Origin of the sequence: Hymenobacter rubidus (genome assembly GCF_016734815.1) — a bacterium.
Lineage (GTDB): Bacteria > Bacteroidota > Bacteroidia > Cytophagales > Hymenobacteraceae > Hymenobacter > Hymenobacter rubidus.
In genome coordinates this window covers 20,374-34,731 of the sequence record NZ_JAERQF010000049.1, presented here as the reverse complement: position 1 = coordinate 34,731, position 14,358 = coordinate 20,374, and the positions used below count along the sequence as shown (strand labels likewise).

Genomic DNA, 14,358 nt, shown 5'->3' with positions numbered 1-14,358 from the left:
GTTATTCATTATGCAATGGTAAAGCCCCGGCGGGGCGACACTCGCCAAGCACTCAACCGAGTGTCGCCCCGCTGGGGTTTTCTCCCCAACATCAGCCAGTTACTATCGAGATGGCGCCCCGCTGGGGCTGCAACTGCGTAAGTCCTAAAAATAAATGCAGATTCTATAGATAACAGCCATTCCAGTTTACACATGAGGGCGCTACTTCGCCGCCTCAATGGCAGCTGCTGCTTGGTCCACCAAACCGGCCGCCAGCGTCGCATTGGACCGCGACGCCTGGCGCTGTTGCACCTGCCGCAGCCGCCCCACAATGCGGCTGGCATCCACGTAGCGGTTGAATTTCACCGTCAGGTCACGGATGCGGGTGATGCCCTGCTCCAGCGCCGCCGGGTCATCAAGGCGGCCGAGGATTCCGACCAAGCCGTCCAGCATATCGAAGCGGCCCTGGGTATCGGCCGCGTCGTATTTGGCCACCATCAGCGGCCACTGCGCCGGGCCGCCCGCCTGGCCGTACACATGCACCAGCGCCGCCGTCAGGGCACCTTTGTTATCGGCTTCGAAGGCCGTGGCGCAGGCCAGCGCCTCGGCCGGAGCGAGCGGCAGCAGCGCCCGAAGCGCCGCCGCCTGCACGCGGTACGACTGGCTCGCAAGCGCCTGCGTAAATAGCTTGGCGTAGCGCTTTTCCTTGAGCCCGCCCAGCGCCGTAAGAGCAGCAGCCCGCACCTGCACCGACGAGTCGGTGGCAGCCAGCTTTGCCAGCACAGGCGCAGCAGCTTTCCGCAGAGCGGCATTACGGAGGTCGAGCATTTCGACGGCCAGCTGCCGGAGCGCGGCCGATTTATCGACCAGACCATCCACCAGCATTTGCCGCGCCACTTGGTCGGCCGCCTGGGCTTGGGCGGCGGTCAGGGCTTCGCGGCGGTCGAGGTAGCGCGGGGCGTGGCGGAACTGGTAGGCAAATTCGGCTAGCGTTTTGCGGTCCTGCTTCTGCCAGAGCGTTACTTTTTCGGCGTCCACGTTCACCAAGTCAGGCCTTGTCGGGGCTGGGAAGTATAGCGTGTCGGCGGCGTGGCGCAGGGTGGCGGGGTAGCGCCGGGCGCGGCCGTTGGCGTACACGTCGACTTGCAGGGGCAGCACGAACGGCGTACCGGCCTGCGTCTGGCGCACCACCACGGCTTCGCGCTGGCGGGCGGCATCCCACTGGTAGTCGATGGTCACGACGGGGTGGCCGGCGCCGTAGTACCATTGGTTGAAAAACCAGTTCAGGTCCCGGCCCGAGGCGTCTTCCAGCGCCAGCCGCAGCTGGTGCGGCTCGCCGGTGCCGAAGGCGTTCTGGGTGAGGTAGCGCTGCAAGCCCTTGAAAAACACGTCCTCGCCCAGCTCGGCGCGCAGCATGTTCAGGATGCTGCCGCCCTTCTGGTACGTCACGTTGTCGAACATGTCCTCCTTGTCGGCATACCGGAAGCGCACCAGCGGCAGGGCATGGTTAGCAGAGCGGCGGAGGTAGGTGCGGCGGCTGCGGTCGGCCTGCTCCTCGCCGGCATCGGCGCCGTGGGCGTGCTCGGCCCACAGCACTTCGCTGAAATTGGCGAATGACTCATTGACCGTCAGGTTGCTCCAGCTTTCGCAGGTCACGTAGTCGCCGAACCAGTGGTGGAATAGCTCGTGGGCAATTTCGCGCTCCACGCCGGCGTATTCCCAGTCGAGCAGCTCGCGGGCCGTGCCCTGGGCCTGCTCGCCAAACAGCGAGGCCGTGGTATTTTCCATGGCGCCGGCCACGTAGTCGCGGCACACAATCTGGCTGTACTTGCTCCACGGAAACTCCACGCCGAGGCGTTGCGAGAAAAACGCCAGCATCGCGGGCGTCCGGCCGAAAATGGCGCGGGCCTGGGCCGCGTACTGCGGTTCGAGGTAGTAGCTCACCTCCTTGCCGCGCCAACTATCTTTTGTGATGCGGAAGTCGCCCACGGCCAGCATCACCAGGTAAGGCGCGCAGGGCTCGTTCATTCGCCAGGTATCGGTGCGCAGGCCGGGGCCGGCGGGCGTGCTGCTGGCCATGTGGCCGTTGCTCAGCGTGACGTACTTGCTGGGCACGGTCAGGCTGATTTCGGTGGTCGTTTTCTGGTTGGGCTTGTCGATGGTCGGGAACCAGGCAGAATTCGATTCCGTCTCGCCCTGCGTCCATATTTGCACCGGCTTGCCCGCCACGGCGCTGTCGGGGTTGATGAAATACAGGCCCTTGGCGTCGCCGATGGCGTCGCTGCCTTTGGCGTTCAATTCATCCGGCTTGGCGATATAGGAAATGTAGACGGTGTAAGGCTGGCCGGCGGGTATCCGTTTTCCCAAGCCTATTTTCAGCGTGCGCTTGTCGTAGGCAAATGGCAACGAAAAGATAAGCTCACGGTTCATGATTGCCTTATCCTCCGCCAGGGTGCCTACGGAAAGAATATCCATGCCCTGGGCGTCGAGCCGCAGCGAATCGGCAGCAACGCCATGCGGCTTCAGCGTCAGCTCGGCCTCGCCATAGAGGTAGCGTTTGGCGTAATCGAACCGCACCTCCAGCTTGGTGTGAACTAAGTCGTTTACTTGCCGGGCAGTAGCGCGGTAAGGCGCAGCGGCAGGGTGCTGCGCCAGCGCCAGGAAGACGCGGTTCAGCAACAAAATCAGCAGAATGCATTTTTGCATAAGGCAAACACAGGTGGAAAGAAAGCAGCAATAGCAGCGAATGATGCGCCCGGACTCGCCCGGGTTGGCTACCTTTTCAAAAAAAGCGCCGGTATGATACAGAAAGTCCTGATAGCCGCCGCCATCATCGGCGTCATTGTCTATTCACTAAGCGGCAGCAAGCCCGATGCAAAAGTGTATCTCAGCCAGCTGCACCAGTTTCGCAGTGAGAAAAACCGCTCTTTTCGGCAGGCCCCCAATTCGCCGCTGGCAACCACTCAAAAATCGGTATTCGACAGCCTGAGCTACTATCCGGCCGACTTGGCCTTCGCGCTCGAAGCCACCGTAACGCGCAGCCTCCACCCCGACACCCTGCTCATTCAGATGAGCGCCAACCGGGCCGAAAAGTACCTGCACTGGGGCCAGGCCACCTTTACCGTGGCCAACCAGCCGCAGCGGCTCAGCATCTACCTCTCCGCCACCGGCCGCGATTCCACGCTCTTCATTCCCTTCACCGACCTCACCAACGGCCACGAAACCTACGGCGGCGGCCGCTACCTCGACGTGCCCCTGCCCGAATCCGACGCGACTAAAATTACCCTGGATTTCAACCGCGCCTACAATCCCTACTGCGCCTACAACAACGAATACAGCTGCCCGGTCCCGCCCGCCGAAAACCGGTTGCAGGTAGCAATTCCAGCCGGCGAAAAGTCGTTCCATGACTGAAAAACGATTCAATAAGAACGTCCTGCTGAGCGCAGCCGAAGCATCTCTACCGCTTCGCCTAACGCGGAACCTCACCCCCGGCCCCTCTCCCGCGGAGAGAGGAGCCTAACGAAGCGGTAGAGATGCTTCGGCTGCGCTCAGCAGGACGTTCTGTTTACCCGCCCGTCGGCCCGAACCGCTCCGTGCGAATAGCCACATCCGGCAGCCCCTGCGCTTGCAGCAGCGTGGCCGCGCTTTCGACCAGGCCCGTGGGGCCGCACACGTAGCACTGCGGCGGGCCGGGCAAGAGCGCCACGGCCTCGGCCAGCATGCCAGCATCGAGGCGGCGGTGGTAGCCGGCCCAGCCGGGCGGCGCCTGGCGGGTGTAGGTAATGCGCAGCTTGAAATTCGGGTCGGCCGCCGCCAGTGCTTCCAATTCCTGCTGATAAATTACTTCTTCCGGCGTGCGCACACTGAACAGCAGCGCGGCCGGATTGCGCAGACCGGCGCGCTGGCGGTGGCGGAGCATGGCCATCAGCGGCACCACGCCCGAGCCGCCGGCCACCAGCAGCAACGGCGACTCGGGCGGCCCGGCCGGCCACACAAAATAGCCGCCAATGGGGCCGCGCAGCTCCAGCTGGTCGCCCACGGCCACACCATCGAAAAGATAGCCCGATACCTCGCCCTCGTCAATCAACTCCACGGTCAGCTCGATTTCGCCGGTCTGCTCCGGGGGCGAGGCAATGGAATAGCTGCGCTCGGCCTGGTAGCCGTCGGGAGCCGTGAGGCGCAGGTCGTAGTGCTGGCCGGCGCGGTGAGGCGTGAACTGCGGCAGGCTGAGAACGAAGGTCTTGGCGCGAGGCGTTTCGGGCTGAATGGCGGTGACGGTGGCCAGCTGCCAATCCAGCAGCCGGCTCACAGGCGGAAGCTGCTGGTGGAGGCATCCTCGTCGTCGCTGCGGTAACGCTCCTCTTTCCACGGGTCGCCGCGCATGCTGTAGCCGTTGTCTTCCCAAAAGCCGGGCTCGTTTTCGGCCATGAAACGCAGGCCCTGCACCCACTTGGCGCTTTTCCAGAAGTAGAGGTGCGGCACCACCAGCCGCGCCGGGCCGCCGTGTTCAGCCGCCAGCGGCTTGCCGTCGTATTCGAGGCCGATGAAAGCCTGGCCGTCGCGCAGGTCGGCCAGCGGCAGGTTGGTGGTGTAGCCACCGTAGGAAAAGGCCATCACGAACTGCGCTTCGGCCTTGAGCTGCACGTGTTCCAGCAAGGTATCGAGGCTGACGCCGCGCCACTTGGTGTCGAACTTCGACCACTTCGTGACGCAGTGAATGTCGGGGTTGAAACTCTGCATCGGCAGGGCGTTAAACTCGTTCCAGCTCCACTTGGCAGGCTGTTCCACCAATCCTTCGAGCCGAAACTCCCAGTTCACCGGCGGAATGCGCGGCGTGGGCCCGGCCGTGAGCACCGGGAAATCTTGGGTTTCATACTGGCCGGGCGGCAGCTTGTGGCCGCCCTCGGTGGGCCGCTTGGCGTGGAAGCCTTTGTTGACGAAGGGCATAAGACAGCGAAGACGTTAAGCTTTTATTTCCCGCAAATCAAGCCGAAAACCGGATAGTACGGGTTCGCCGCTCAGCTCGTTTTCGAAGCCTTGCACGATTTCAACGCGATGGTTAGGGCGGTACACGTAGGCCGTTTCGGTTTCGGTATCAAGCAGAAAACCCAGCCGCACGCCGTTGTTCAGCCACTGCTCCATCTTGGCTTGCAGGGTCGGGATGCGGTCGGAGGGCGACTTTACTTCGATGATAAAATCCGGGCACAGCGACGGAAATTTCTGGAGCTGCTCGGGCGTCACCGTGGCCAGCCGCTCGGGGCTCACCCACGAGGCATCGGGCGAAAGCACTGCTCCATCGGGCAGCGTGTAGCCGACGGATGATTCGAGGACACGCCCCAGGCGGCTTTTCAGAAACCATACAAACAGCAGGCCTACCGACGAAGCAGAGGCAGAACTTGATTCAAATCCGGCGGGCGGCATAATAATAATCTCGTGGTTGGCCGTGCGCTCGATGCGCAAATCGGGATTGCGCTGACAGAATTGAAAGAAATCCTCGTCGCTAAATCCCGTGGCCGGGTCTCCGAGCACGCGGTAATCGTCAGCAGAAATACTAGGGTACATGGCAAAAGCGCTAGGGGGTGTGTAGCAAGATACGCAAACGGCGCCGTTTCGGGCCGTTGCGGTGCGCCGTACCTTTGCTCCGCTTATCAGCCCCATTGATAACTGCTCACTGCTAACTATTCACTGACAATGCGTATTTCCCTCGACTGGCTTAAAACCCTCATTCCGACCGACAAACCCGCTGCCGAAATTGGCGCCCTGCTCACCGGCTCGGGCCTGGAAGTGGAAAGCGCCGAGGAGTTGGAAAGCATTCCCGGCGGGCTGCGCGGCGTGGTGCTGGGCACCGTGCTCACCTGCGAGCGCCACCCCGATGCCGACAAGCTCAGCCTGACCACCGTGGACGTGGGCGACGGCACCCCGCGCCAGATTGTGTGCGGCGCCCCCAACGTGGCCGCCGGCCAGCGCGTGGTGGTGGCCCTCGAAGGCGCCGAGCTGCACCCGGCCCAGGGCGAACCCTTCAAAATCAAGAAAAGCAAAATCCGCGGCGCGGCCTCCGAAGGCATGATTTGCGCCGAGGACGAAATCGGCCTGGGCCAGTCGCACGCCGGCATCATGGTGCTCGACACCGACCTGCCCAACGGCACGCCCGCCGCCGACTACTTCGGCCGGGGCTCCGACACGGTGTACGAAATCGGCCTCACGCCCAACCGGGCCGATGCCGCCTCGCACTACGGCGTGGCCCGCGAGCTGCGCGCCCTGCTGCGCCAGCCCTGCCATTTGCCCGACGTAAGCAGCTTCGAGAAACTTGAGAAGCAGCGTAAAATTCAAGGGGTGCTTGATGACCAACTACGCCCCAATATTACCGTGACCATTGAGGACACGGAAGCGGCGCCCCGCTACGCCGGCTTGCTGCTTTCAACCGTGCAGGTGGGCCCGTCGCCGGAGTGGCTGCAGCGTCGCCTGCGCAGCATCGGCCTCTCCCCCATCAATAATGTGGTGGATGTGACCAATTTCGTGCTGCACGAGCTGGGCCAGCCGCTGCACGCCTTCGATGCCGACCAGATTACCGGCAACCAGATTCGGGTAAAGCGCGCCGAAGCGGGCGAGAAGTTCGTGACGCTGGACGGCGTGGAGCGCAGCCTCAAAGCCGAAGATTTGGTGATTGCCGACGCCAACGGCGCGCCGATGGCGCTGGCCGGCGTGTTCGGCGGCAAGACCTCGGGCGTGAGCGAGGGCACCACCCGCGTGTTCCTGGAAAGCGCTTATTTCAGCCCGGCTGCCGTGCGCCGCACCTCCCAGACGCACCAGTTGAAAACCGACGCCTCGTTCCGTTTCGAGCGCGGCACCGACCCCAACATGGTGCCCGTGGCCCTGAAACGGGCGGCGCTGCTGCTGCAGGAAGTAGCCGGCGCCACCATCGCCGCGCCCGTGGTGGATGAGTACCCCGCGCCCGTGCAGCCGGCCACCGTGCGCCTGCGCCTGCCCCGCGTGGAGCGGCTGGTGGGCCAGTACATCGCGCCCGAGCGCATCCGCCAGATTCTGACGGACCTCGACATTGAAATCACCGAAGAAAACCCCGACGCCGGCGACCAGGATACCTGGACGCTGACCGTGCCGCCCCACAAGGTGGACGTGACCCGCGAGGCCGACGTGATTGAGGAAATCCTGCGCATCTACGGCTACAACAACGTGGCGTTGCGGCCCAACAACTCGGCCTCGTTCCTGGCCAAGTTCTCGAACCCCGACCCGGAAGTGACACGGGTGAAAATTGCCTCGCTGCTTAGCGGCCAGGGCTTCTCGGAGATTCTGACCAACTCGCTCACCAACTCGCTTTATTTCGAGAAAGAAGGAGAGGCAAATGATGCGCTCGTGCGGATTCTGAACTACAACAGCGTTGACTTGAACGTACTGCGGCCCTCGCTGCTGCAGTCGGGCCTGGAGATTATTCGGCACAACATCAACCGACGCCAGCGCGACCTCAAGCTGTACGAGTTCGGCAAAGTGTATTCGCAGAACGAGAACGGCAAGTACCAGGAAAAGAACAAGCTGGTAATTTACCTGACCGGCAACGCCGCCGGCGAAACCTGGCAGCACAAGTCCGAGAAGGCGGCCTTCCACGACCTGGCGGGCGCGGTGCAGCAGGTACTGGCGGCGCTGGGCTTCGGCGGGGCGGCCTCGCAGCCCGTGCAGCACGAGTACCTGGCCGGCGGCCTCGCGCTGCTGGTGCACAACCAGCCGCTGGCGCAGCTCGGGGCCGTGTCGGCCTCGGTGCTGAAGAAGCTGGACGTGACCCAGCCGGTGTGGTATGCGGAGCTGGATTGGGACGCGCTGAGCAAGAAATACAAGCCCACGCTGGTGGCCCGCGAGCTGCCCAAGTTCCCCGAGGTGCGCCGCGACCTGAGCATCGTGGTAGATACTTCCGTGACCTTCGACCAGCTCCAGCAGATTGCCCGGCGCACCGAGAAGAAGCTCCTGCAAAGCATTAACGTGTTCGACGTGTACGCCGGCGAGAACCTGGGCGCGGGCAAGAAGTCGTACTCGGTGAGTTTCACGCTTCAGGACTACAACCAAACCCTCAGCGAGCAGGCCATCGACCAGGTGATGCAGAAGCTCATTCAGCAGTTTGAGAAGCAGGCCGGCGCCCTGATTCGGAAGTAGATTTTATGGAAGCAGGTTGACAAGCCCTGGCCCCTCTGTCATCTTTCGCTGCGCTCAGGATGACAGAGGGGCCAGGGCTTTTAAATTTCTATCCGGTGCGGGCGTAATCTCGAAGCAACCCTGGCGATGTGGCGGGCACCTTTGCCACCCAAGCCCAACCGTAGCCATCGTGGCCGCACCGGATGCGGCCGAAGTTGTAAGTTGCGGCCTGTTTACCGTCCTCACGCTCACTCAATCCTTTTTCTTCAAGAATGAACCTTCGTTTTCTCTCTGCGCTGGGCCTGGCCCTGCTCACCACGGCCAGCTTCGCCCAACAGAAGAAGCCGTCCACCAAGGCCCCGGCCGCCAAAACCACGGCCCTGATGACCACGCCCGGCGGCACCAAATTGGTTGAGAAAGTGACCAAGCAGCCCGGCCAGCTCGTCATTCCCTACGAGAAGTACGTGCTACCTAACGGCCTGACCCTCATTGTGAGCGAGGACCATTCCGACCCGCTGGTGCATGTGGACGTAACTTACCACGTGGGCTCGGCCCGCGAGCAAATTGGCAAGTCGGGCTTTGCGCACTTCTTTGAGCACATGATGTTCCAGGGTTCCGACCACGTGGGCGACCAGCAGCACTTCAAGCTGGTGACGGCCGCCGGCGGCACCCTCAACGGCTCGACCAACCAGGACCGCACCAACTACTTCGAAACCCTGCCCAGCAACCAGCTCGAAACCGGGCTGTGGCTGGAAGCCGACCGCATGGGCTTTCTGCTCGATGCCGTGAGCCAGAAGAAGTTTGAAATCCAGCGCTCGACGGTGAAGAACGAGCGGGGCCAGAACTACGACAACCGGCCCTACGGCCTGGCCAGCGAGTACATCAGCAAGACGCTCTACCCCTACGGCCACCCCTACTCCTGGCTTACCATCGGCTACCTGGAAGATTTGGACCGCTCCGATGTGAACGACCTTAAGAACTTTTTCCTGCGCTGGTACGGGCCCAACAACGCCACCCTCACCGTGGGCGGCGACGTGAAGCCTGCCGAAGTGGTGAAGTTGGCGGAGAAATATTTTGGCCCCATCAAGCGCGGCCCGGCCGTGGCCAAGGCCCACCTGCCGGCCCCCGTGCTCGCCACCGACCGCTACGTGAGCTACCAGGACAACGTGCGCTTCCCCATGCTGCAAGTGGTGTTCCCGACCGTGCCCCACGGCCACCCGGACGAAATGCCCCTCGATGCCCTGGCCGCCATTATCGGCGACGGCAACAACTCGCCGCTCTACAAAAACCTGGTGAAGAACCAGAAAGCGGTGCAGGCCCAGGCGTACCAGGCGAACTCGGAGCTGGGCGGCCAGTTTGCGTTCATTGCCCTGCCCTTTCCCGGCAAAGGCCTCGACAGCCTCGAAACCATTGTGCGCAACACAATGACCGAATTTGAGAAGCGCGGCGTGACCGACGAGGATTTGCAGCGGTTCAAAGCCCAGACCGAAGCCCAGACGGTGAGCAGCCTGGCCAGCGTGCAGGGCAAGGTGAGCCAGCTGGCGTCCAACCAAACCTTTTTCGGCAACCCGAACTACATCACCGTTGAAACCAAGCGCTTGCAGAGCCTGACCAAGGCCGACGTGCTGCGCGTGTACAACCAGTACCTCAAAGGCAAGCACGCCGTGATACTGAGCGTGCTGCCCAAAACCGGCGGGGCCGTGGCCGCCAAGCCCGACAACTACACCGTCGACAAATCGGCCTATAAGGCGCCCAAAGACGAGTACAGCGGCCTGACGTACGTGAAGGCCAAGGACACGTTCGACCGCGGCAAGCAGCCCGCCGCCGGTGCCAACCCGGTGGTGAAAGTGCCGGCGCTGTATCGCGAGGACCTTGCCAACGGCCTGAAAATCATTGGCACGCGCAACACCGAGATTCCGGCCGTGACCATGCTGCTCACCATTCGGGGCGGCCACCGCCTGGAGCAGGCCAACCCCGCCAAGGCCGGCATTGCCAACCTCACGGCCCAAATGCTGAACGAAGGCTCGGAGAAATACACGAGCGAAGAAATTTCGGCCGCGCTGGACAAGCTGGGCAGCACCGTGGACGTAACGCCCGGCGACGACCGCACCACCGTGTCGGTGCAAAGCCTGACCAAAAACCTGTCCGCCACGCTGGCCCTGCTCGACCAGCGCCTGCTGCACCCCCGCTTCGATGCCGAGGATTTTGACCGCGTGAAGAAGCAAACCCTGGAGCTGATTGCCAACCAGAACACCCAGCCCGTCACCATTGCCAACAAGACGTACAACCGCCTGCTGTATGGCCCGAACGACGTGATGAGCATTGCGAGCAGCGGCACGGCCGCCACAGTAGCCAGCCTCACGCTCGACGACGTGAAGCAGTTTTACCAGCAGAACTACGCGCCCAATGTGAGCTTCCTCACCGTGGTGGGCGACGTGGACCAGGCCAGCCTCCTGCCCAAGCTGGGCTTTCTCAAGGCCTGGGCCAGGAAGGACGTGACCATCCCGGCCGGCCTGGCCAGCACCCAGCCCGACAAAACGCGCATCTATTTCGTGAACAAGGAAGGCGCCGCGCAGTCGGAAATTCGGGTGGGCTACCTGGCCATGCCCTACGATGCTACCGGCGAATACTACCGGGCCTACCTCGCCAACTACCTGCTGGGCGGCGCATTCAACTCGCGCATCAACCTGAACCTGCGCGAAAACAAGGGCTACACCTACGGCGCCCGCAGCGGCTACAGCGGCACCAGCTACGTGGGGCCGTTCACGGCCCAGGCCGGCGTGCGTGCCGATGCCACGGCCCCGTCGGTAAAGGAGTTCATGAACGAAATCCGGAACTACCCCAATGGCATTTCCGACGAAGAGCTGCGCTTTGTGCAAACCTCGGTGGGCCAGAGCGACGCCCTGAAATACGAAACCGGCCAGCAGAAAGCCGCCTTCCTCAGCCGCATTGTGGAGTACAACCTGCCCACCACTTTCGTGGACGAGCAGAGCCAGATTTTGCAGAAGCTGACCAAGGAAGACGTGCAGGCCTCCGCCAAGAAATACCTGCCGGCCGACAAGATGTACATCGTGGTGGTGGGCGATAAAAAACAACTGCCCGCCCTGCAAGGCCTCGGCTACGAAGTGGTGGAGCTGGACATGGAAGGCAAGCCGGTAGTAGCCGCCGCCCCAGCCCCTGCCGCCGTTGACGTGCCGGTGGCCGACGACAAAACCAAGACCAAAACCGACGACGGCAAATTGAAGGTGAAGACCAAGAAAGGCAAGTCGTAAAAGTTGGCGTTTGCCGTTGGCAATTTTATTGACGAAACTGTTTAGGAAGTGTGTCGTTGGCCGGTCGGACGCCCTAGGCGTCCGACCGGTCGTCGCCAGCACGACTTCCAAACGCCCGTCAACCAACAAGCGGTCGGGCGCCGCCGACTTCCTGAACAGCTTCGGTAACGACTACAACAACTAATTGAACGTCCTGCTGAGCGAAGTCGAAGCAGGACGTTGTTCGTTTATCCCCTGCCAACATTTGAGCTGTCATATTCCCAAAACCAAACCTACCTGAGACACAAGCCGCGAGCAAGTGCCGGGTAAAGCGTAGCTTTCGGCCCGCCGCTTTATCTTCACGCAAAATTTATTCGCCCGTGGCCTCTTCTCAACAGCTTGCGCAACTCGACCGCCTGGAGCGGCAGATTACCACCTTAGTGGCTGCCTATCAGCAGGTGCGCGAGGAGCTGGCCGATGCCAACACCACCGTGCAGCAGCTGCGCGCCGATGTGCGCGAGAAAGACCGGCAGCTGAAGGAGCGACAAAACCAGGAAAATATTGTTAAACTTGTACACACCATAGCTGGGGAACCCACCCACGCCAACGAACTTAAACTGCGCCTCAACGAATACATCCGCGAACTGGACAAGTGTCTTGCCTATTTGAGAGACTAAACCGAACGACCCTCACCCCCAAAGCCTAACTATCGCCGTATGAGCGAACTAGCCATCAAAATTCGTATTGCTGACCGGGACTATCCCATGCGCGTGGACGTGCAGGATGAGGAACGGCTGCGCCTGGCCGGGCGGCTGCTGGGCGACAAGCTGCGCGAATTCAGGGAAGGCTACGGCATTCAGGACAAGCAGGACTTGCTGGCCATGGTTGCGTTGGCCACCATGGCCGACCAATTGAAAGTGAGCAAGGAAAAGGATGGCACCGATGCGGCGCTAACCGAACGGCTGGCTCGTTTCGACGAGCTACTATCCGGCGTGGTGCTGGCGGGGTAATACCCCCGTCCGGCACCTACAACTCGTTGGCCCGGCTGGGCGGCGCGGCAATCGGCCGCTTCCGCCTGGCCCGGGCATCTTCGTTCTACCTGGTTATGGTTTTTCACCCACCCCCAAAAACCATAATTACATGTCATCCATCATATTATACTGTATACTTACTGCGGTGGCCGCCCTTGTGGCGGGCTTCGTGGTGGGTAAACAGCTGGCCGGCAAAGCCCGGCTGGACCACGAGGGCGAGGCCCAGGCCCGCGCCCAACAAATCCTCCGCGACGCGGAGGAGAAAGGCAACCGTCTTCGCGACGAGAAAATCAAGCAGGCCGACGAGCGGCTGGAGCAGTCGAAGAACAAGTTCAAGACCCTGCGCAACGAGTTTGACCAGGAAAGCCGCCGCCTCAAAAATGAGCTGGAAGGCGAGTTGACCCAGCGCCGTCAGGGCGTGGTAGAGCAGGAACAGAGCATCAAAATGCTCACCGAAACCACTCAGCGCCAGCTCGAACAGCTCCAACGCAAAGAGGTGGAGCTGGAAAAAGCCCGCGAGAAAAACCAGAACGATACCCAACAGCTTCGCGACAAGCTGGAAGCCCAGGCCGAGAAACGCCGCGTCGACCACGAGCAGGCCATTGCTGAACTGGAAGCCAAGCAGAAAGAGGCTGATGAGCAGTTGCACAGCGTGCAGCGCCAGCTCGAAACCATCGCCAACCTAACCGCCGCCGAAGCCCGCGAGCAACTAGTAGAAAGCCTCAAGAACGAAGCCCAGATTCAGGCCAGCTCCTACGTGAAGGACACCGTGGCCCAAGCCAAGCTGACCGCCACCAAGGATGCGAAGAAGATTGTGCTGGAAACCATTCAGCGCACCGCTTCGGAGCACGCCATTGAGAACTGCGTGTCGATTTTCAACATTGAAAGCGACGACGTGAAAGGCAAAATCATTGGCCGCGAGGGCCGCAACATCCGCGCGCTGGAAGCCGCTACGGGCGTTGAAATCATTGTGGACGACACGCCGGAGGCCATCATCATTTCGGGCTTCGACCCGGTGCGCCGCGAAATTGCCCGCCTCTCGCTGCACTTGCTGGTGAAGGACGGCCGCATTCACCCGGCCCGCGTGGAGGAGATTGTGGCCAAAACCCGCAAGAACATCGAGGAAGAAATCGTCGAAATCGGCGAGAAAACCATCATCGACCTCGGTATTCACGGCCTGCACCCGGAGCTGATTAAGATGGTGGGCCGGATGCGTTTCCGCTCCTCTTACGGCCAGAACCTGCTGCAACACAGCCGCGAAGTAGCTAACCTCTGCGCCACCATGGCGGCCGAGATGGGCCTCGACGTAAAAAAAGCCAAGCGCGCCGGCCTGCTCCACGATATCGGCAAGGTGAGCACCGAGGAGCCGGAATTGCCCCACGCCATTCTGGGCATGGAGATGGCCAAGAAGTGGAAAGAGCACCCCGACGTGGTGAATGCCATCGGCGCCCACCACGACGAGATTGAGATGACGGCCATGATTTCGCCGCTCGTGCAGGCCTGCGACGCCATTTCGGGTTCGCGCCCCGGCGCCCGCCGCGAGATGATGGAAAGCTACATCAAGCGCCTCAAGCAGCTCGAAGAAACCGCCAACGGATTCAAGGGCGTGAATCAGTGCTTCGCCATTCAGGCCGGCCGCGAGCTGCGCGTGATGGTGGACGCCGAGAACGTGACCGACGAGCGCGCCGCTGAGCTGAGCTTCGAGATTTCGCAGAAAATCGAGAAGGAGATGCAGTACCCCGGCCAGATTAAAATCACCGTGATTCGGGAGATGCGCGCCGTGGCGTATGCCAAGTAAGCGGTAGCGCACGCTTCAGCTGGCGTGTTGAATAAATACTGAAGAAGCCCCCGCGACAAAAGTTGCGGGGGCTTTTTGTGCTTAACTTCCTGCTCCTTTTCACCCCTTTTTACCCGTCTTTTGTCATTCTGTCAATCGATGCCCAAACAGCCACTAATTC

At 61.7% G+C, this 14,358-nt stretch carries 10 protein-coding genes; 6 read left to right on the top strand and 4 right to left on the bottom strand.

Translation table 11 applies throughout. The annotated features are described in order from the left end of the window. Positions 1-201 precede the first annotated feature (201 nt). Positions 202-2,685 (bottom strand): M1 family metallopeptidase, encoded by a 2,484-nt coding sequence (locus tag JKL48_RS21490; protein ID WP_201987202.1) that lies wholly within the window; start codon positions 2,683-2,685, stop codon positions 202-204. Positions 2,686-2,778: 93 nt separating this feature from the next. Between JKL48_RS21490 and JKL48_RS21485 the strand changes: the two genes are divergently transcribed. Beyond that, on the top strand, positions 2,779-3,390 hold the full coding sequence (locus tag JKL48_RS21485; protein WP_201987200.1) for a DUF1684 domain-containing protein: 612 nt from the start codon (positions 2,779-2,781) through the stop codon (positions 3,388-3,390). Between the two features lie 154 nt (positions 3,391-3,544). Here JKL48_RS21485 and JKL48_RS21480 read toward each other — a convergent pair whose 3' ends face one another. Genes JKL48_RS21480 through JKL48_RS21470 form a run of 3 tightly spaced genes read right to left on the bottom strand, consistent with a single transcriptional unit; the run spans position 3,545 to position 5,541 of the window. Then, positions 3,545-4,288, bottom strand: a complete 744-nt coding sequence (locus JKL48_RS21480) for a ferredoxin reductase (RefSeq protein WP_317191979.1) — start codon at positions 4,286-4,288, stop codon at positions 3,545-3,547. Next, positions 4,285-4,926 carry a sulfite oxidase-like oxidoreductase gene (locus JKL48_RS21475; RefSeq protein WP_201987198.1) on the bottom strand — a complete coding sequence of 214 codons (642 nt, stop codon included), beginning with the start codon at positions 4,924-4,926 and terminating at the stop codon, positions 4,285-4,287. Before JKL48_RS21475 ends, JKL48_RS21480 begins: the two co-directional genes overlap by 4 nt. Positions 4,927-4,941: 15 nt before the next feature. Continuing rightward, positions 4,942-5,541 (bottom strand): Uma2 family endonuclease, encoded by a 600-nt coding sequence (locus JKL48_RS21470; RefSeq protein WP_201987196.1) that lies wholly within the window; start codon positions 5,539-5,541, stop codon positions 4,942-4,944. Between the two features lie 129 nt (positions 5,542-5,670). On the opposite strand from JKL48_RS21470, the gene pheT reads away from it, so the two are divergent. The 5 genes from pheT to rny all read left to right on the top strand — a co-directional run bounded on the left by pheT (position 5,671) and on the right by rny (position 14,198). Further along, entirely contained in the window at positions 5,671-8,139 is a 2,469-nt protein-coding gene (pheT, locus tag JKL48_RS21465) for a phenylalanine--tRNA ligase subunit beta (protein ID WP_201987194.1), read from the top strand. 251 nt (positions 8,140-8,390) lie between these two features. Beyond that, positions 8,391-11,390 carry a M16 family metallopeptidase gene (locus JKL48_RS21460; RefSeq protein WP_236668970.1) on the top strand — a complete coding sequence of 1,000 codons (3,000 nt, stop codon included), beginning with the start codon at positions 8,391-8,393 and terminating at the stop codon, positions 11,388-11,390. Positions 11,391-11,749: 359 nt separating this feature from the next. Further along, the gene (locus JKL48_RS21455) at positions 11,750-12,046 is read left to right on the top strand and encodes a hypothetical protein (protein WP_201987192.1); all 297 of its coding nucleotides are present in this window, start codon (positions 11,750-11,752) and stop codon (positions 12,044-12,046) included. Between the two features lie 39 nt (positions 12,047-12,085). Next, entirely contained in the window at positions 12,086-12,379 is a 294-nt protein-coding gene (locus JKL48_RS21450; protein ID WP_190922794.1) for a cell division protein ZapA, read from the top strand. 130 nt (positions 12,380-12,509) lie between these two features. Beyond that, on the top strand, positions 12,510-14,198 hold the full coding sequence (rny, locus tag JKL48_RS21445) for a ribonuclease Y (protein ID WP_201987190.1): 1,689 nt from the start codon (positions 12,510-12,512) through the stop codon (positions 14,196-14,198). The last annotated feature ends 160 nt before the right edge of the window (positions 14,199-14,358 follow it).

What these genes read in the sequence shown, in the direction of transcription:
- rny (WP_201987190.1), top strand. Translation starts at nt 12,510, where the DNA reads ATGTCATCCATCATATTATACTGTATACTTACTGCGGTGGCCGCCCTT.
- JKL48_RS21490 (WP_201987202.1), bottom strand. Translation starts at nt 2,685, where the DNA reads ATGCAAAAATGCATTCTGCTGATTTTGTTGCTGAACCGCGTCTTCCTG.
- JKL48_RS21450 (WP_190922794.1), top strand. Translation starts at nt 12,086, where the DNA reads ATGAGCGAACTAGCCATCAAAATTCGTATTGCTGACCGGGACTATCCC.
- JKL48_RS21470 (WP_201987196.1), bottom strand. Translation starts at nt 5,541, where the DNA reads ATGTACCCTAGTATTTCTGCTGACGATTACCGCGTGCTCGGAGACCCG.
- JKL48_RS21460 (WP_236668970.1), top strand. Translation starts at nt 8,391, where the DNA reads ATGAACCTTCGTTTTCTCTCTGCGCTGGGCCTGGCCCTGCTCACCACG.
- JKL48_RS21475 (WP_201987198.1), bottom strand. Translation starts at nt 4,926, where the DNA reads ATGCCCTTCGTCAACAAAGGCTTCCACGCCAAGCGGCCCACCGAGGGC.
- pheT (WP_201987194.1), top strand. Translation starts at nt 5,671, where the DNA reads ATGCGTATTTCCCTCGACTGGCTTAAAACCCTCATTCCGACCGACAAA.
- JKL48_RS21485 (WP_201987200.1), top strand. Translation starts at nt 2,779, where the DNA reads ATGATACAGAAAGTCCTGATAGCCGCCGCCATCATCGGCGTCATTGTC.